An 18,582-nucleotide genomic window follows, 5' to 3' on the forward strand; every position below is an offset into this window, starting at 1 on the left:
GGGGCACCGGGTGGCGACCGCCGCCGGCCCGGTCCTGGTCGCGGCGTTCGCCGTACCCGGCCTGCGGGCTCTGCCGGGGCGTGGGTCGCCGCCGGTCCGGGTCCGGCTGCGCCGGCTCGCCGACGCGGGGGCCCCGGCGGCCGCCCTGGTCCTCGCCGGTTGGCTGGTGCTGCCCCGGGCCGACGTACCGGCATCCGCCCGGTTCGCCGTGGCGGTGCTGCTGGGTGTGCTCGGCATCGTCGGGCTCACCGCGTTGACCGGGGTGCATCGCCGCCCCGGCGCGGCCGCCTGCCGGGGCGGTGTGGCGCTCACCCTGCTCGGGCTGGTGCTGCTGGCCGTCCTCGACCCGGGTGCGGCGGCATGGTCGCCGCTGCTGGCCGTACCGCCGCTGCTGGTGGGGATGCTGCTCGTCGCCGCCGGCGCGGTCCGGGGGGTGGCTGCCGAGCCGCCGGCCCCGGCCCCGGCCCCGGCCTGGCTCCGGGCGGTGGTGCCCGCGCTGGCGTTGCTGCTGGCCGTGGGTCGGCACCTCGACTCCGGTCTGCCGACGGACCGCACCACCGTGCTGCTCGCCCTGGCGGCGGTACCGCCGCTCGTGCTCCGCGAGCTGTTCCGGGCGGGGGAGGTGCGCACGGACCGTCGTCGCGGTGAGCCGGCCGGGCTCGCCGCGGCCCCGGCCGGCGAGGCGCCGTCGCAGGCCACCGCGGCCGTGCCGGCGACCCTCGTGGCCGCCCCGGTGCCGCCGCCGCCCGACGGGCTCGCCGACGGGCCCGCCCTGCTGCGGGCCCTCACCGTGCTGGGCGGGAACCCGGCACCCGCCGGAGCGTTGCTGGTCGTGGAGCTGCACCTGCCGGACGGCGACACGGCGCCGCTGGCGCTGCGGGCCGACGTGCTCGCCGAGGCGGTGCGGCGCGCACGCACCGTGGTCGGCCGGCGGGACCTGCTCGCGCAGGTGGGTGAGGCCGGGTTCGCGGTCGTCACCGACGCGGGGCCGATGCTGGCGTACGCGCTGGGCGATCGGCTGCTCGCCGCGCTCACCCGCCCCTACCAGCTCGGCGGGGCGGTGCTCCGGGTGCCGGCGAGCATCGGACTGGCCGAGATCAGCGGCGCATCGCGGCAGGACGTGCTACGCCAGGCCGACCTGGCCCGCCGGCGGGCGGTCCAGCTCGGCCGGGACCGGGTCGAGTGGTACGACGCGTTCCTGGAGGAGCAGCTGGTCCGCCGGCTCGATCTGGAACGGGAGCTGCCGGGTGCGGTCGTCCGGGGCGAGCTCGACCTGGTCTACCAGCCGGTGCTGCGGCTCGGCGACCGGCAGCCGGTCGGCACCGAGGCGTTCCTGCGCTGGCGTAGCCCGGTGCTCGGTACGGTGCTCCCCGACGAGCTGTTCCCCGTCGCCGCGGACCTCGACATCGCCGGTGAGCTGGAGTGGTGGGTACTGGACCGGGCGTGCCGGCAGCTCGTCGAGTGGACCGCGATCAGCCGGCAGCTCTGGATGGCCGTCAACGTCACCACGGGGGAGCTGACCACGCCGGACTTCGTGCAGCGTACGGCGGCTGTCCTCGCCGCGTACGGGGTGCCGCCCGAGCAGCTGGTGGTCGAGGTGGCCGAGCCGCGCATCGGCGTCGAGCTGTCCACGGTGGTCGCCCGGCTGGCGGGTCTGCGTTCCGTCGGCGTGCGTACCGCCCTGGACGACTTCCGCGCCGAGCACGCCTCGCTGGCGCAGTTGCGGCGGCTCCCCATCGACCTGCTGAAGGTAGGTGCGCCCCTGGTCGATCCCGCGCCCGACACTCAGCGTCCGCTGATCGACGTGGTGGTGAACGTCGGCGACCGGCTCGGGCTCGAGGTCGTGGCGGAGGACCTGGAGTCGACTGCCCAGGTGCAGGGCGCGCGGCGGGCGGGCTGCCGGTACGGGCAGGGCTTCGCGCTCGCCCGGCCCGCGACGGCGGAACGGGTCGAGGCGTACTTCGAGCAGTTCCCGTCCGCGTCCCGGTGACGGGCGCGGCCGTACCCTGGACCGCCCAGGGATCATGGAAAGCGCGGTGAGATCGTGAGCCAACAACCGCTGCACGAAGGCTGGACGCTGCGGGCCGTACCGGGGCCGCAGGTGCCGTCGGAGGTCGCCGACCGGGAGATCCCGGCGACGGTGCCCGGCTGCGTACACACCGACCTGCTCGACGCCGGACTGATCGCCGACCCGTTCCTCGACGACAACGAGCGCACGTTGACGTGGATCGGGCGTACCGACTGGGTCTACGAGACCACCTTCCGGCACGAGCCGGACGGCGAGGACCGCATCGACCTGGTCTGCGCCGGCCTCGACACGGTCGCCACGCTGAGCGTCAACGGTGTGGAGGTCGGCCACACCGAGAACATGCATCGCGGCTACCGCTTCGACGTCCGGTCGCTGCTTCGGGCCGGCGACAACACCCTCGCCGTACGGTTCGACTCCGCCTACCGGTACGCGCGGGCGCACCAGGACCGGCTCGGCGACCGGCCGAACGCCTACCCGGAGCCGTTCCACTTCATCCGGAAGATGGCCTGCAACTTCGGTTGGGACTGGGGGCCGACCCTGGTCACCGCGGGCATCTGGCAGGAGATCGGGTTGCACGCCTGGTCGACGGCGCGGCTGGCGACCGTACGACCGTTGGTGACCCTCGACGGCGCCGACGGCCGGGTCGAGGTGCACGTCGAGGTCGAGCGGGCCGGTGACGATCCGCTGACCGTACGCGCCGAGGTGGCCGGCGTGGCGGCCGAGGCGACGATCCCCGCGGGGCAACGCACGGCGGTGCTCACCCTCACCGTCGGCGAGCCGGCCCGCTGGTGGCCCCGTGGATACGGCGAGCAGCCCAGATACCCGCTGACGGTGACCCTGCTCGGCCCGGCCGGCTCCACTCTGGACACCTGGTCCCGACGGATCGGCTTTCGTGCGGTGCGGCTGGACACCGCGCCGGACGCCCACGGCTCCGCGTTCACGCTGCACGTCAACGACGTTCCGGTCTTCGTACGTGGGGTCAACTGGATCCCCGACGACCCGTTCCCGACCCGGATCACCCGCGGCCGGCTCGCCGAGCGCTTCACCCAGGCTGTCGACGCGAACGTCAACCTGCTGCGCGTGTGGGGTGGCGGCCGGTACGAGTCGGCCGACTTCTACGACCTCGCCGACGAGTTGGGGCTGCTGGTGCAGCAGGACTTCCTCTTCGCATGCGCCGCGTACCCGGAGGAGGAGCCGTTCCGCACCGAGGTCGAGGCGGAGGCGCGGGAGCAGGTCACCCGGCTGGCCGGGCATCCGTCGCTGGTGCTGTGGACCGGCAACAACGAGAACAACTGGGGCTGGCACGACTGGGACTGGCAGGAGCCGCTCGCCGGGCGCACCTGGGGGCGGGGTTACTACCTGGAGCTGCTGCCCGGCGTGGTGGCCGAGCTGGACCCGACCCGGCCGTACTGGCCGGGCAGCCCGTGGTCCGGCCGGGAAGACCTGCACCCGAACGATCCGTCGCACGGCACCACGCACATCTGGGACGTCTGGAACACCGACGACTACACGAAGTACCGCGCCTACACGCCGCGTTTCGTGGCCGAGTTCGGCTACCAGGCGCCGCCCACGTACGCCACGCTGCGCCGCGCGCTCTCCGACGAGCCGCTCGCTTCCGACTCGCCGGGCATGGCGCACCACCAGAAGGCGGCCGGTGGGGACGCCAAGCTTCAGCGCGGCCTGGACGCGCACCTGCCGGTGCCCCGCGACTTCGACGACTGGCACTTCCTGACCCAGCTCAACCAGGCGCGCGCGATCCAACTCGGCGTCGAACACTTCCGGTCGCTGCGTCCGGTCTGCATGGGCACGATCGTCTGGCAGCTCAACGACTGCTGGCCGGTCACCTCCTGGTCGGCTGTCGACGGTGACGGCCGGCGCAAGCCGCTCTGGTACGCGCTGCGCCGCGCGTACGCCGATCGGCTGCTCACCGTGCAGCCTCGCGACGGTGGTCTGGTCCTGGTCGCGGTCAACGACGGCGGTATTCCGTGGCGGGCCACCGCGTCGGTGGACCGGGTGGGCCTGGCCGGCGAGCCGCGGGCGAAGGCGACGGTGGAACTGGACGTCCCGGCGTACGGCACGGTGACGCTGGCGGTGCCGGCGGAGCTGGCGCGGCCGGAGCACGCCCGGCGGGAACTGCTCGTCGCCGACGCGGGAGCGGGCGTCGAGCGGGCGTTCTGGTTCTTCGCGGAGGACCGGGAGATCGAGTGGCCGGCGGCGCGGTGGGACGCGGTGGTCGAGCCGGTCGAGGGCGGTCAGCGGGTGCGGGTCACCGCCGGCACGGTGCTGCGTGACCTCACCCTCTTCCCGGACCGTCTCGACGCCGCGGCGAGCGTGGACGAGGCCCTGGTCACCCTCTTGCCGGGTGAGTCGGCGACGTTCCTCGTGCGTGCTCCGCACGCGCTGGACCCGGCGGCCCTGACGGGTCGGCCGGTGCTGCGCTGCGTGAACGACAGCTGAGCGCGGGGCCCCTCCGGCGAACCGAGCTGGAGGGGCCCGATCGGCATCGTCGACTTGAAGACTTTCGCAACTGCTAAAGTCTTCAGGGTCGTCGGAGGAGGGTGTGATGTCGGTACCGCTGTACCAGGCAAAGGCGGAGCTGTTCCGTACGCTCGGGCACCCGGTGCGGATCCGGGTGCTGGAGCTGCTCCAGGACGGCCCGAAGGCGGTACGCGACCTGCTGGCCGCGATCGACGTCGAGGCGTCCAACCTCTCCCAGCAGCTCGCCGTGCTGCGCCGGGCCGGCATGGTCAGCACCTGGCGGGACGGCCCGCTCGTCATGTACGCGCTCAGCACCCCCGACGTCGCCGACCTGCTCGCCGCCGGGCGACGCATCCTCGGCGCCGTCCTCACCGACCGGGACGCACTCCTCGACGAGCTGCGCACCGACCGGCCCGCCCGGTGAGCGGCGCGGTCCTGACGATCCGCGATCGCCTCCTCGGTCTGCTCCCACGACGCGCCGACTGGGCGGCGGCCCGGCGCTCGCCCGGCCGCGATCTGCTCGCCGGATTGACCGTGGCGGTGGTGGCCCTCCCGCTCGCCCTGGCCTTCGGGGTCACCTCCGGCCTCGGCGCGGAGGCCGGGCTCGTCACCGCAGTGATCGCCGGAGCCGTGGCGGCAATCTTCGGTGGTTCCAACCTCCAGGTCTCCGGCCCCACCGGAGCGATGACCGTGGTCCTGGTGCCGGTGGTGCAGCGCTTCGGCGCGACCGGTGTGCTGATGGTCGGTCTGCTCGCCGGCCTCGTGCTGATCGTGCTGGCCGTGGCCCGGCTCGGCCGGTACGTGCGCTACCTCCCGGTGCCTGTGATCGAGGGTTTCACCGCCGGCATCGCCGTGGTGATCGCGTTGCAGCAGGTGCCGGCGGCGCTCGGCGTGGCCGACGCGCACGGCGAGCGGGTGTGGGCAGTCGCCGCCGACGCGGTGGCCCGCTTCGCCGACCGACCGCACCCGATCCCGCTCCTCGTGGCGCTCGGCGTCGCCGCCGTGATGCTGGTCGGTGCCCGGTGGCGGCCCGGCTGGCCGTTCTCCCTCGTCGCCGTCGCCGCTGCCACCGGGCTGGCTGAGCTCCTGCCGGTCGACCTGGCCCGGATCGGTGCCCTGCCCAGCGGACTGCCCGCACCCTCGCTGGACTTCTTCGACCTGGGCGCCGTCGGGATGCTGCTGCCCTCCGCGCTCGCGGTGGCGGCGCTGGCCGCGCTGGAGAGCCTGCTCAGCGCGACGGTGGCCGACGGGATGACCGTCGCTGAGCGGCACGACCCGGACCGGGAGCTGTTCGGCCAGGGCCTGGCCAACCTGGCCTCCCCGCTGTTCGGCGGGATACCGGCCACCGCCGCGATCGCTCGTACCGCCGTGAACGTGCGGGCCGGCGCCCGCTCGAAACTCGCGGCCCTCACGCACGCCGTCGCGCTGGCCGTGATCGTGCTGGCCGTCTCGCCGGTGGTGGGGCGGATCCCGCTCGCGGCGCTGGCCGGCGTCCTGCTCGCCACCACCGTCCGGATGGTCGAGGCCGGCTCGCTGCGGGCGCTGGCGAGGGCGACCCGCGGCGACGCGCTGGTGCTCGTGCTCACCTTCGCGGTGACGGTGGCGCTCGACCTGGTCACCGCCGTCGCCGTCGGGGTGGGCATGGCGGTCCTCATCGCGCTGCGCGCGGTGGCTCGTACGGCCCGCGTGGAGCAGGTGCCACTCGACCGGGGCGAGCACAGCGACGAGGAGCACGCGCTGCTCGCCGATCACATCGTGGCGTACCGGCTGGACGGCCCGCTCTTCTTCGCCGCGGCGCACAACTTCCTGCTCCAGCTCTCCGACGTGGCCGACGTCCGCGTGGTCATCCTGCGGATGTCCCGGGTGTCCACCATCGACGCCACCGGCGCGCAGGTCCTCGGCGATGCCGTCCTACGACTGCAACGCCGCGGGATCACGGTGCTGCTCTCCGGCATCGCGCCCGGCCACGAGCAGGTGCTCACCACTCTCGGCGTCGCCGAGCAGCTACGACGCGACGGCCTGGTCTTCCCGGACACACCGAGCGCGATCCGGCAGGCCCGGACCATCGCGCTCGGCGGGCTCCAGCAGTCCGCGCCCGCCGTCGCTCACTGAGCCCGGCTCGGGACCTCGTGACGGCTGTCGCAGTGGTCGGGATCCGGGTGGACCTGCTGATTCGGGCCCCCCTGCCACCCGGTGTGACGGCAGGGGCCGGGCCGGTCTACTCCGGCACGCGGCGGTACGCGCCGTCGCTGGCCGAGGTGGCCATCGAGGCGTACGCCCGCAGCGCGGCCGAGACGGGCCGCTGCCGATCGGTGGGCGTGTACGGGCGGTCGCGCTTCTCCTCGGCGACCCGGCGGGCCTGGAGCACGTCCTCCGGCACGTTCAACTCGATCGAGCGGCCCGGGATGTCGATCACCACCTCGTCGCCGTCGCGGACCAGCGCGATCAGACCGCCGGAGGCCGCCTCGGGAGAGACGTGCCCGATGGAGAGCCCGGAGGTGCCGCCGGAGAACCGGCCGTCGGTGAGCAGCGCGCAGGCCCGGCCCAGCCCCCGACCCTTGAGGAACGAGGTGGGGTAGAGCATCTCCTGCATGCCGGGGCCGCCCTTCGGGCCCTCGTACCGGATCACGACGACGTCGCCCGCGACGATGCCCTTGTTGAGGATGGCCTCGACGGCGTCGTCCTGCGACTCGAACACCTTCGCGGGGCCGCGGAAGGTCAGGCACTCCTCGGGCACACCGGCGGTCTTCACCACACAGCCGTCCGGCGCGAGGTTGCCGTGCAGGATGGCCAGCCCGCCGTCGGCCGAGTACGCGTGCGCCACCTCCCGGATGCAGCCGCCGGCCGCGTCGGTGTCCAGGGACGACCAACGGTTGGTGGTGGAGAACGGTTCGGTGGTGCGGACTCCGCCCGGTGCGGCGTGGAACAGTTCCACCGCCTCCGGCCGGGCCGAGCCGCCCCGGACGTCCCATTCGGCGAGCCACTGCTCGAGCGAGGGGGAGTGCACGGAGTGCACGTCCCGGTGGAGCAGACCACCCCGGTCCAGCTCGCCGAGGATCGCCGGAATCCCGCCGGCGCGGTGCACGTCCTCCATGTGGTACTGGGGCGAGTTCGGGGCGACCTTCGCCAGGCAGGGAACCCGGCGGGAGATGGCGTCGATGTCGGCGACGCCGAAGTCGAGCTCGGCCTCCCGGGCCGCGGCGAGCAGGTGCAGCACCGTGTTCGTCGAGCCGCCCATCGCCACGTCGAGCGCGACCGCGTTCTCGAACGCCGGCCGGGAGGCGATCGAGCGGGGCAGCACCGAGGCGTCGTCCTGCTCGTACCAGCGCTTGGCGATCTCGACGACCGTACGTCCCGCGTCCACGAAGAGCGACCGGCGTGCGGCGTGGGTCGCCAGCGTCGAGCCGTTGCCGGGCAGCGCGAGCCCGATGGCCTCGGTGAGGCAGTTCATCGAGTTGGCGGTGAACATGCCGGAGCAGGAGCCGCAGGTCGGGCAGGCCGAGCGTTCGATGGCGCCGAGCTGGTCGTCGGTGACCGCCTCGTTCGACGAGGCGATCATCGCGTCGATGAGGTCGATCTTGCTGTGCACGATCCCCTCGATCGCCACCGTCTTGCCGGCCTCCATCGGCCCGCCGGACACGAACACGGTGGGGATGTTGAGCCGGAGCGCCGCGAGCAGCATGCCGGGGGTGATCTTGTCGCAGTTCGAGATGCAGACCAGGGCGTCCGCGCAGTGCGCGTTGACCATGTACTCCACCGCGTCGGCGATGAGCTCCCGGCTGGGCAGCGAGTAGAGCATGCCGCCGTGTCCCATCGCGATGCCGTCGTCGACCGCGATGGTGTTGAACTCCCGTCCCACACCACCGGCCTCGGCCACCGCGTCGGCGACCAGGCCGCCGAGCTCCTTGAGGTGTACGTGGCCCGGTACGAACTGGGTGAAACTGTTGGCGATGGCGACGATCGGCTTGCCGAAGTCGTCGTCGGTCATCCCGGTGGCCCGCCAGAGGGCCCGGGCGCCGGCCATCGTCCGACCGTGCGTGGAGGTCTTCGACCGCAGCTCAGGCATACGTACCAGTCTGGCACCGGGCCGGCGAAGGCCCCCGCCCGCGTGCGCCGTGTCCCAACAGATGCACATCTGGGACCCCACGGAGAGCGCTCATCCGGCAAAGTAACCGCGTGCAGCTTCCCCCGGGCCTGGCCGTCCCCGCGGCGTCGAGCTGGCTGGTCGCCGCCTCGGCGACCGCGCTGCTCACGGTCGGTCTCCGGCGGCGTACCGGCCCGCACCGGCCGGCGCTCGTGCTGCTCGGGGTGGCCGCCGGGATCGCCCTGGTCGGCCTCGTGAGCGGGCTCGGCGCGGCGCTCGCCGCGGCGCCGCACTGGGCGCAGGAGCAGGGGCAGCGCACCGGCTGGACGCTCGTCGTCTCGGTCGCCACGGCCACGAGCGGGCTGATCTTCCTGGTCGGGCTGTTCCGGCTGCCCGGGGTGGTGACCTCCCCGGTGGTGACACTGCGGCTCGTCCTCGACGGGCTGATGATGGCCGCCGCCGTCTGGTTCGTCGGCTGGGTGCTCGTCAGCGAGCCGACCCGGCTGCTCGGCGACGCCACCCCGACGGGCTGTGCCCCGGTTCTGCTCGCCACGGCGGCTGCGGCGTTGACCGCCGGGATCGGCCCGGTCGCCGTCTGCCGGGGCGTCGCCACCCGCGCGCCCCTGGCCGTCCTCGCCGCGGCCATCGCCACCGTGACCGCTGGCGGGCTCGGCGTCGCCGTCGGGCTCTGCCAGTCCGGGCAGGGGATGGTGCTGACCGGTGCTGGGCTGTCGTCGGTCGGTCTGCTCGCCGTGGCGCTGTCGGCGCTGCGGGTCGATCCCCGGGATCGGGTCGAGCCGGACGGCACCGACCGCAGCGGTGAGAACGCGTTCATCCCGATGTTCGCCATGACCGTGTCGGCGACCTATCACCTCGTCCAGGGCGGCCGGTTCACACCGCTCACCGTCGGGGTCTGCGCCGTCGAGGGATTCGCGCTGGTGGCCCGCCAGTACCTGGCGGTCCGGGACGTGCGGGCGTACGCGGAGCGGCTGGCCGAGCGTGAGGCGCACTTCCGCGAGCTGGCGCACACCGACGCGTTGACCGGGCTCGCCAACCGGCGTGGGCTGCTGCGCGCGGTGCACCGCCGGGTCGCGGCGGGCGATCCGTGCGTGCTGCTCGGCCTCGACCTCGACGGCTTCAAGCACGTCAACGACATGCGTGGGCACGACGTGGGTGACGCGGTGCTCGCCGAGGTGGGGCGCCGGCTGCGGGACACCCTCGGCCCGGGCGACGTGGCGGCCCGGTTGGGCGGTGACGAGTTCGCGATACTGCTGCCCGGCCGCGCCGAGGAGGCCGACCGGGTCGCCGAGCGGCTGCTGGCGGTGCTCGGCCGGGCGTACCAGCAGACGGGCGGGCCGCTCTTCCTGTCGGTCAGCATCGGGGTGGCCGGTTGGGACGGCGAGCCCGACGTGGAGTTGTTGCTGCGCCACGCCGATCTGGCGCTGCGTTACGCCAAGCAGCGCGGGAAGAGCCGGATCGAGCGCTACGACGTCGCGTACGACCAGCTGCTGCGTCGCCGGACGACGCTGGAGCACGAGCTGCGCGGGGCGATCGAGCGCGACGAGCTGCGGCTGGTCTTCCAACCGGTCGCCTCGCTGCCGTCGGTACGCCCGGTCGGCGCCGAGGCGCTGCTGCGCTGGCGTCACCCGGAGCTGGGCAACGTCCGCCCGGACGAGTTCATCCCGCTCGCCGAGGAGTGCGGCATGATCGCCAAGCTCGGCGCGTGGGTGCTCAACCAGGCCTGCCATCAGCTGTCCCGCTGGCTCGCCGACGGGCACGACGTGTGGGTCTCGGTGAACGTGTCGCCCCGTGAGCTGCACGACCCGGAGTACGTGGTGCTGGTCGCCGACGCGTTGCGCCGGCACGGTGTCCCGCCGCAGCGCCTGGTGCTGGAGGTGACCGAACACGCGGTCGCCACGGACCTCGACGAGCTGATCCGGCGGCTGACCGCGTTGCGCCGGACCGGGGTGCGGATCGCCCTGGACGACTTCGGCGCCGGTTACTCCTCGCTGGGGCAGCTGCGCCGGCTGCCGATCGACATCCTCAAGATCGACCATGGCCTGGTGGCCGAGCACGAGCCGGTCCGCCCGCAGGGGCAGGACGGGCCGGCCTTCGCCCCGATGGTCGACATCGTGATGCGCCTCGGCCACCAGCTCGGCCTGGAGGTCATCGCCGAGGGGGTCACCACGCCCACCGAACTGGCCGCGGTGGTCGCCGCGGGCTGCCGGTTCGGCCAGGGCGCGCTCTGCGGCTGGGGCGTACCGGCCGAGCACCTGGAGGCGATGCTCGAGGCGGCCACCTCGCCGGGTGCGAGGCCGGCGGGCCCCTCGTCGGGCGCCCGGTCGCCGGGTCACGCCGGCGGCGGAGTGGACGCCGGTCCTCGGCCACCGACGCCGCCTCCGCCGCGCCTTCCGCAGCGGGCGTCCGAGCAGCTCACGCCGGGCGTCACGGGCGCGCCGCGGGCAGACGCGCCGACACCGGTGAACCAACATGTGGGATCAGTTGACTCATCGCGTGAGATGCGTCAGGCTTGAGCGCATGTCGTCTCACTGGTCGCTGCGAGTACTTATCTGAGCGCACTCTCCCTGATCGAGAGTGCGCTGGCCCCGTGCATCTGCACGAGGGCCGTTTTTATTGCCGTCGGACCCGATCGACGGGCCCGCCCGCGTTCCATCCGCAACACCTGCCGCGCCCACTCCAGCCGAAGGCCCGAACCGCCATGACGAGACCCACGCCAGAGACACTCGCCCACTCCGCACGTCGAGCCCGCGCGGCCGCCGCTTCGGCGACCGACGCCGAACCCGCCTCCCGGGCCGCCGCCGTTCCGGTGGTACGGACATCCGCCCCGGCCCAGGTCTCCGGAGCCGGCTCGCTTGTGCGGTCGCTAGAGGCGCTCGGCGTCGACGTCGTCTTCGGTATCCCGGGCGGCGCGATCCTGCCGGCGTACGACCCGCTCTACGACTCCACCGTCCGGCACATCCTCGTTCGTCACGAGCAGGGCGCCGGGCACGCGGCCACCGGCTACGCGCAGGCGACCGGTCGGGTCGGGGTCTGCATGGCCACCTCCGGTCCGGGCGCGACCAACCTGGTCACGCCGATCGCCGACGCGTACATGGACTCGGTGCCGATGGTCGCCATCACCGGCCAGGTCGCCAGTCCGGCGATCGGCACGGACGCCTTCCAGGAGGCGGACATCCAGGGCATCACCCTGCCGATCACCAAGCACAACTTCCTGGTGCAGGACGCCGCCGAGATCCCGCAGGTGCTGGCCGAGGCGTTCCACCTGGCGAGCACGGGCCGACCCGGCCCGGTGCTGGTCGACATCCCGAAGGACGTGCTCCAGGCCAGCACCACGTTCACCTGGCCGCCGACGCTCGACCTGCCCGGGTACCGGCCGACCCTGCACCCGCACGGCAAGCAGATCCGCGAGGCGGCCCGGCTGCTGGCGAACGCTCGCCGGCCGGTGCTCTACGTCGGTGGCGGAGTGCTCAAGGCCGGTGCCACCGACGGGCTGCGGCAGCTCGCCGAGCTGACCGGCGTCCCGGTGGTGACCACGCTGATGGCGCTCGGCGCGTTCCCCGACTCGCACCCGCAGCACCTGGGCATGCCCGGCATGCACGGCACGGTCGCCGCGGTCTACGGGTTGCAGAAGGCCGACCTGATCGTGGCGCTCGGTGCCCGCTTCGACGACCGGGTCACCGGTCGGGTGGACTCGTTCGCGCCGGACGCCACCGTCGTGCACGCCGACATCGATCCGGCGGAGATCGGCAAGAACCGGCACGCGGACGTGCCGATCGTCGGCGACGCGCGGCACGTGATCGACGAGCTGATCGTCGCGGTCACCGCCGAGCGGGCGGCCGGCCACACGACGGCCCTCGACGACTGGTGGAACCAGCTCGACGACCTGCGCAAGCGTTACCCGCTGGGGTACGACGAGCCGGCCGACGGCACGCTCTCGCCGCAGTACGTGATCGAGCGGCTCGGCGAGATCGTCGGCCACGACGCGATCTACGTCGCCGGTGTCGGCCAACACCAGATGTGGGCCTCGCAGTTCATCTCGTACGAGAAGCCGTACACCTGGTTGAACTCCGGCGGCCTCGGCACGATGGGCTACGCGGTGCCGGCGGCGATGGGCGCGAAGGTCGGCAAGCCGGACACGGTGGTGTGGGCGATCGACGGCGACGGCTGCTTCCAGATGACCAACCAGGAGCTGGCTACCTGCGCCCTGGAGGGCATCCCGGTCAAGATCGCCGTGATCAACAACGGCAATCTCGGGATGGTCCGCCAGTGGCAGACGCTCTTCTATGGAGAGCGTTACTCGAACACCGACCTCGGCACGCACAAGCACCGCATCCCCGACTTCGTGAAGCTGGCCGAGGCGCTCGGCTGTGTCGGCCTGCGTTGTGAGACCGCCGAGGACGTGGACAAGACCATCGCGGCCGCCATGGAGATCAACGACGCGCCCGTGGTCATCGACTTCGTGGTCGGCAAGGACGCGATGGTGTGGCCGATGGTCGCCGCCGGCACGAGTAACGACGAGATCATGTTCGCCCGTGGCGTCCGCCCGGTCTTCGACGAGGATGACATCTGACATGAGTGAGCGAAGCGAGGTCACGGCATGACGACGCACACGCTGAGCGTGCTCGTGGAGAACAAGCCGGGCGTCCTGGCCCGGGTGTCGGGGCTCTTCTCCCGGCGCGGGTTCAACATCGACAGCCTGGCGGTCGGTGAGACCGAGAACCCGGACGTCTCCCGGATCACCATCGTGGTCAACGCGGACTCGTCCCCGCTGGAGCAGGTCACCAAGCAGCTCAACAAGCTGGTCAACGTGCTCAAGATCGTGGAGCTCGACCCGCAGGTCTCGGTGGCCCGGGAGTTGCTGCTGGTCAAGGTCCGCGCGGACCGGACGGTCCGCGGGCAGGTGCTGGACACGGTGAACCTCTTCCGGGCCCGGGTGGTCGACGTGGCGGCGGACACGCTGACGATCGAGGCCACCGGTACCCCGGACAAGCTGGACGCGCTGCTGCGCGACCTCGAACCCTTCGGCATCAAGGAGATGGTGCAGTCCGGACTGGTGGCGATCGGGCGTGGTTCCCGGTCCATCACCGCCGGCCCGGCCCTGCGCGCCGCCTGACCAACCTGCGGGTCGGCACCGGTGCCGACCCTGCGGGCTGCCTGACACATCCGCACAATCACGACGGGCCGCCCGGGCCGCCGTACGAAAGGGAAAGTTCCATGAGTGTTGAGGTGTACTACGACGACGACGCCGACCTGGGCCTGATCCAGGCCAAGAAGGTCGCCGTCCTCGGCTACGGCAGCCAGGGCCACGCGCACGCGCTGTCGCTGCGCGACTCGGGTGTCGACGTCGTGATCGGTCTGCCGGCGGGCTCGAAGAGCCGGCCGAAGGCCGAGGAGCAGGGCCTGCGGGTCCTCACCCCGGCCGAGGCGGCTGCCGAGGCCGACGTGATCATGGTGCTCGCGCCGGACACCGTGCAGCGCAGCCTGTACGCCGAGGCGATCGCCCCGAACCTGGCTCCGGGCAAGGCGCTGCTGTTCGGCCACGGCTTCAACATCCGGTACGGCTTCATCGAGCCGCCGGCCGACGTCGACGTGGCGATGGTCGCCCCGAAGGGGCCGGGTCACCTGGTCCGCCGCCAGTACGTCGACGGCAAGGGCGTGCCGGTGCTGGTCGCCGTCGAGCAGGACGCCTCCGGTGGGGCGTTCGCCCTGGCGCTGGCGTACGCCAAGGCCATCGGCGGTACCCGTGCCGGGGCCATCCGGACCACCTTCACCGAGGAGACCGAGACCGACCTCTTCGGTGAGCAGGCGGTGCTCTGCGGCGGCGCGACCGCGCTGGTGCAGAGCGGGTTCGAGGTGCTCACCGAGGCCGGCTACGCGCCCGAGATCGCCTACTTCGAGTGCCTGCACGAGCTGAAGCTCATCGTCGACCTGATGTACGAGGGTGGCATCGAGCGGATGCGCTACAGCGTCTCCGACACCGCAGAGTACGGCGACTACTCCCGTGGCCCGCGCGTCGTCGACAGCCGGGTCAAGGACGAGATGCGCAAGATCCTCTCCGAGATCCAGTCCGGCGAGTTCGCCCGCGAGTGGATCGCCGAGGACGACGCGGGCCGCCCGAACTTCGTCAAGTGGCGGGCCGAGGGCGCGGCGCACCCGATCGAGGAGACCGGGCGGAAGCTGCGCGGCATGATGAGCTGGGTCGACCGGCCGATCACCGAGACCGCCTGAGTTCTCTCGTCGGCCGCCCGGGACGTTGGCCCGGACGGCTCATCGGCGGCCCCGACGTGGCGCTCTCCCCGGTGCCGCGCCGGGGCCGCCGCCTTTTGCCGGCGCGACCTCGAAAGGGCGGGGCGCCGCCCCGACCCGCCGCCACGCTCCCCGCCCGGCGGTGACGTCGCCGCGAGCGGCGGGCGACAGGTGAACGGAGATCAGCTCCGCGACGAAACCGTGTGAGGGCGCTCACCTCAATGTCCCGGACACGCCGGGCAGTGCGCCCCCTACCATCGCTGTTAGGTGCGCGAAGCCGGCACCTGACGGCCACGATCCGGTTCGGCGCAGGGCGCAGTGCGGCGTCCGACAACCCGGCCGACCGCTCTGACTACAGCTACGAGGACCGATGAATCCTGTCGTACTGATCGCCGAAGAACTCGCCCCCGCCGCCATCGAGGTGCTCGCGCACGACTTCGACGTCCGCCACGTCGACGGCACCGACCGCTCCGCGCTGCTCTCCGCCCTCGCCGACGCCGACGCCGTCATCGTGCGCAGCGCCACCCAGATCGACGCCGAGGCGATCGCCGCCGCGCCGCGGCTCAAGGTGGTCGCCCGCGCCGGCGTGGGTCTGGACAACGTCGAGGTGCCGGCCGCCACCGCGCGAGGCGTCATGGTCGTCAACGCGCCCACCTCCAACATCGTCTCCGCCGCCGAGCAGGCCGTCGCACTGCTGCTCGCCGTCGCCCGCAACACCGCGAGCGCCAGCGCCGCGCTGAAGGCGGGGGAGTGGAAGCGGTCGAAGTACACCGGTGTCGAGATCCAGGGCAAGACCGTCGGCGTGGTCGGCCTCGGCCGCATCGGCGTGCTCTTCGCGTCTCGGATCGCCGCCTTCGGTACCCGGCTCATCGCGTACGACCCGTACATCCAGCCGGCTCGCGCCGCGCAGCTCGGCGTCCGCCTGGTCGGCCTGGAGGAGCTGCTGCGGGAGAGCGACTTCATCTCCATCCACCTGCCGAAGACTCCCGAGACGGTCGGTCTGATCGGTGAGAAGGAGCTGGCCATCGTCAAGCCGGGCGTGCGCATCGTCAACGCCGCCCGCGGTGGTCTCGTCGACGAGCAGGCCCTCGCCGACGCGATCGCCGAGGGGCGGGTCGGCGGCGCGGGTGTGGACGTCTACTCGAAGGAGCCGTGCACCTCGTCGCCGCTGTTCGCGTTCGACAACGTGGTCGCCACCCCGCACCTGGGCGCGTCCACCCACGAGGCGCAGGACAAGGCCGGCCTGGCCGTGGCGAAGAGCGTGAAGCTGGCGCTGCAGGGCGAGTTCGTGCCGGACGCGGTGAACGTGCAGGCCGGTGGCGTGGTCGCCGAGGACGTACGCCCGTTGCTGCCGCTGGCCGAGAAGCTCGGCCGGGCGTTCACCGCGGTCGCCGGCGGGATCGCCGCCAGCGTGACCGTCGAGGTACGCGGTGAGGTCGTCGATCACGACGTCTCGGTGCTCAAGCTCGCCGCCACCAAGGGGCTGTTCAGCTCGGTGGTCGAGGAGCAGGTGACCTACGTCAACGCCCCGCACCTGGCCGCCGAGCGTGGCGTCGAGGTCACCCTGGCCACCCAGGACGAGACGGCCGAGCACCCGAACCTCGTCACCGTTCGCGGCGCCCTGCCGGACGGCCGGACGGTCAGCGTCTCCGGGACGGTGACCAGCGCCGGCGCCCGGGACGTCATCAAGCTGACCGAGGTGGACGGTTTCGCCGTGGAGATCGGCGCGGAGGGCATTCTGGTCTTCCTCCGCTACGCCGACCGGCCCGGCGTGGTCGGCACCGTGGGTACCCTGCTCGGCGAGGCCGGCGTCAACATCGCCGCGATGCAGGTGGCGCGTCGCGAGGCCGGTGGCGAGACGCTGATGTCGCTCACCGTCGACCAGGCGCTCGGCGCCGACCTGCTCACCTCCGCCGCCGAGTCGATCGGCGCGACCGCGGCGAGCGCCGCGGACCTGCGCGACGAGTGACCTGAACGCAGCACGACGGGGGGCCCGGCGGATTCGCCGGGCCCCTTGGCGTACCGGGCCGCCCGCCGGTGCAGAAGGCCGGACCGGCCGGCAACCGGGCGATGGAGGCGAGGCAGGCCGAGCGCCAGGGCGCTGTGCGGCCCCGCCGGTCCTGTCGCCCGCCTCGGTCAGCTGGGCAGGCGGGCGGGCGGCGGGTAGACCGAGCCGTCCTGCGCGTCGAAGAGCATGAGCCCGTACTGACCGGCGAGCCGCTCGATGTCGAGCAGCACCTGGTCCTCGCAGGCCGGGTTCAGGTTCATCTCGATGTGGTCGGCCATCGCGTGCAACGGCGCGACCTCCCACGGGGTGCCGGGCCGCGGGGGCCGATCCGGATAGGTGGCGGTGATCGCACGGTAGAAGCCGACCACGCGCGGATCCGGCTGGCGTTCGGCGTGTTCTCCCTGCCGGCACCGCTGCACCGCTGCTCGTACGTCCTCGGGCGTCGCCCCGTTCGCCAGGGCCCACACGCTCAGATCGAAACTCACGGCGGACAGAGTGCCATTCAACGTTCACCGTGTCGAAACTGCCCCGCCGCAGGCCAGCCGTCGGGTTGCCGTCATCCTGCCAGGACGGTCCGCTGTGGAGACTCTTGCGTCGAGTTGCGTCGATTCGCTAGCGTACCCGTGCGGTCACCGGCCGAGCACCGACGTCGACCCGTCTTCGGGTGGCGCGGTCGACCCCCGGCCCGACCGGCCCGCACCCCTCGAATGCGCGAGCCACGCGCACTCGTCGCTGACCGGCCCCCACGGCCGTTGCCGCGGGCGTGGGGGCCGATCGCCGGCCCGGGCCCGCAGATCGTCAACGACGCTGGGCGAAGAGTGCCCGGTAGTCCGAGTTGCCCTTGAACCAGGCCAGCCCGGCCGGGCCGGCGGCGTAGAGCGCTGTCGCGTACGCGTCGGCCACCGTGAGGTCCGGGCCCACCACGGTCGCGGCGAGCAGCTGGTCGGCGGGCTGCCCGGTGTGCGGGTCGACGACGTGCCCCTGCCGGCCGCTCACACCGGACGTGCCGACCGCGCCCGCCGTCATCTCCAGCACCAGCGGGGGGCGGTCGTGCTCGATCGGGTGGTGCACGGCGATCCGCCACGGGCCGCCGTGTGGGGCGTGTCCGCGTACCACCAGGTCGGCGCCGCAGACCACGGCATAGTCGTGGACGCCGTTGGCCCGCAGCCGGGCGGCGGCGCGCTCCACCGCCCAGCCGCCGAGCAGGCCGCCGGGGTCGAAACCGCCGGGGACCGCCCACGCGTCGAACCACCCGTCGGTGGCCGCGCGCATCGCGGCGCAGCGGTCCACCAGGTCGGCGAGCGGGGCGTACGACTCGGGGTTGATCTCGCCCCGGCGTAGTCGGGAGACGAGGCTGTCGGGTCGGCTGGGGCCGTAGGTGAGGTCGATGGCTCGCAGTTCGGCGACCGCGTCGCGCAACGCCTCGCCGATGCCCCGGCGGCCCAGCCAGCTGGGCGCGTTGAGCAGCAGCGTGTACTCGGCGGTGGTCGTACGGACCTGGTGCTGCACCGCGATCCGGTCCGGTGTGACGGCGCGGGCGCGGTCGACGCGGTGGGCGGGGCTCCCCAGCCGCAGGTCGGGCCGGCGGTGCCGGAAGGCGGCCGGGTCGGGCCAGCGGGTATGGCGCCTGTCGCGATGCACGGGCTTCAGGGGCGACCAGCAGCAACGCCAGGACGGCGAGGGCCGGTGAGCCTCGTCGATCAGGTCCGGCGCCGC

The 18,582-nt window shown here is 73.0% G+C and carries 12 protein-coding genes; 9 read left to right on the forward strand and 3 right to left on the reverse strand.

The window, feature by feature from the left end; translation table 11 throughout:
* From ABZS42_RS30825 to ABZS42_RS30840, 4 genes are all read left to right on the forward strand, one after another.
* The coding region (locus ABZS42_RS30825) for a bifunctional diguanylate cyclase/phosphodiesterase (RefSeq protein WP_355151305.1) at positions 1 to 1,990 on the forward strand (1,990 nt) is incomplete at its 5' end.
* 54 nt (positions 1,991 to 2,044) lie between these two features.
* Positions 2,045 to 4,486: a glycoside hydrolase family 2 protein gene (locus ABZS42_RS30830; RefSeq protein WP_355151307.1), complete on the forward strand. Its 2,442-nt coding sequence runs from the start codon at positions 2,045 to 2,047 to the stop codon at positions 4,484 to 4,486.
* Between the two features lie 106 nt (positions 4,487 to 4,592).
* Complete coding sequence (locus ABZS42_RS30835) at positions 4,593 to 4,931, forward strand: metalloregulator ArsR/SmtB family transcription factor (protein ID WP_355151309.1); 339 nt, start codon at positions 4,593 to 4,595, stop codon at positions 4,929 to 4,931.
* On the forward strand, positions 4,928 to 6,619 hold the full coding sequence (locus ABZS42_RS30840) for a SulP family inorganic anion transporter (protein WP_355151311.1): 1,692 nt from the start codon (positions 4,928 to 4,930) through the stop codon (positions 6,617 to 6,619). The genes ABZS42_RS30835 and ABZS42_RS30840 overlap by 4 nt, the downstream gene beginning before the upstream one ends.
* 106 nt (positions 6,620 to 6,725) lie before the next feature.
* On the opposite strand, the gene ilvD is transcribed toward ABZS42_RS30840, so the two are convergent.
* On the reverse strand, positions 6,726 to 8,573 hold the full coding sequence (ilvD, locus tag ABZS42_RS30845; protein WP_355151313.1) for a dihydroxy-acid dehydratase: 1,848 nt from the start codon (positions 8,571 to 8,573) through the stop codon (positions 6,726 to 6,728).
* A gap of 179 nt (positions 8,574 to 8,752) precedes the next feature.
* Between ilvD and ABZS42_RS30850 the strand changes: the two genes are divergently transcribed.
* The 5 genes from ABZS42_RS30850 (at position 8,753) to serA (ending at position 16,827) form a co-directional block, all read left to right on the forward strand.
* Positions 8,753 to 11,125 (forward strand): bifunctional diguanylate cyclase/phosphodiesterase, encoded by a 2,373-nt coding sequence (locus tag ABZS42_RS30850; protein WP_355151324.1) that lies wholly within the window; start codon positions 8,753 to 8,755, stop codon positions 11,123 to 11,125.
* A 185-nt stretch (positions 11,126 to 11,310) separates the two neighbouring features.
* A complete protein-coding gene (locus tag ABZS42_RS30855; protein WP_355151315.1) occupies positions 11,311 to 13,182 on the forward strand; it encodes an acetolactate synthase large subunit in 1,872 nt (623 codons plus the stop codon).
* 27 nt (positions 13,183 to 13,209) lie between these two features.
* Positions 13,210 to 13,725: an acetolactate synthase small subunit gene (ilvN, locus tag ABZS42_RS30860; RefSeq protein ID WP_355151317.1), complete on the forward strand. Its 516-nt coding sequence runs from the start codon at positions 13,210 to 13,212 to the stop codon at positions 13,723 to 13,725.
* Between the two features lie 101 nt (positions 13,726 to 13,826).
* A complete protein-coding gene (gene ilvC, locus ABZS42_RS30865) occupies positions 13,827 to 14,840 on the forward strand; it encodes a ketol-acid reductoisomerase (RefSeq protein ID WP_355151318.1) in 1,014 nt (337 codons plus the stop codon).
* Positions 14,841 to 15,228: 388 nt separating this feature from the next.
* Positions 15,229 to 16,827 (forward strand): phosphoglycerate dehydrogenase, encoded by a 1,599-nt coding sequence (serA, locus tag ABZS42_RS30870; protein WP_355151320.1) that lies wholly within the window; start codon positions 15,229 to 15,231, stop codon positions 16,825 to 16,827.
* Positions 16,828 to 16,994: 167 nt separating this feature from the next.
* Here the strand turns inward: serA and ABZS42_RS30875 are convergent, their stop codons facing one another.
* A complete protein-coding gene (locus tag ABZS42_RS30875) occupies positions 16,995 to 17,351 on the reverse strand; it encodes a hypothetical protein (RefSeq protein WP_355151322.1) in 357 nt (118 codons plus the stop codon).
* A 313-nt stretch (positions 17,352 to 17,664) separates the two neighbouring features.
* Positions 17,665 to 18,516, reverse strand: a complete 852-nt coding sequence (locus ABZS42_RS30880) for an FAD:protein FMN transferase (RefSeq protein ID WP_355151326.1) — start codon at positions 18,514 to 18,516, stop codon at positions 17,665 to 17,667.
* Positions 18,517 to 18,582 lie beyond the last annotated feature (66 nt).

Source organism: Micromonospora sp. NPDC005367 (genome assembly GCF_040606825.1).
Classification (GTDB): Bacteria; Actinomycetota; Actinomycetes; order Mycobacteriales; family Micromonosporaceae; genus Micromonospora.

Bases quoted from the DNA above. Each gene is read 5' to 3' on its own strand.
- ABZS42_RS30835 (WP_355151309.1), top strand. From the start codon at position 4,593: ATGTCGGTACCGCTGTACCAGGCAAAGGCGGAGCTGTTCCGTACGCTC.
- ilvD (WP_355151313.1), bottom strand. From the start codon at position 8,573: ATGCCTGAGCTGCGGTCGAAGACCTCCACGCACGGTCGGACGATGGCC.
- ABZS42_RS30855 (WP_355151315.1), top strand. From the start codon at position 11,311: ATGACGAGACCCACGCCAGAGACACTCGCCCACTCCGCACGTCGAGCC.
- ilvN (WP_355151317.1), top strand. From the start codon at position 13,210: ATGACGACGCACACGCTGAGCGTGCTCGTGGAGAACAAGCCGGGCGTC.
- ilvC (WP_355151318.1), top strand. From the start codon at position 13,827: ATGAGTGTTGAGGTGTACTACGACGACGACGCCGACCTGGGCCTGATC.
- serA (WP_355151320.1), top strand. From the start codon at position 15,229: ATGAATCCTGTCGTACTGATCGCCGAAGAACTCGCCCCCGCCGCCATC.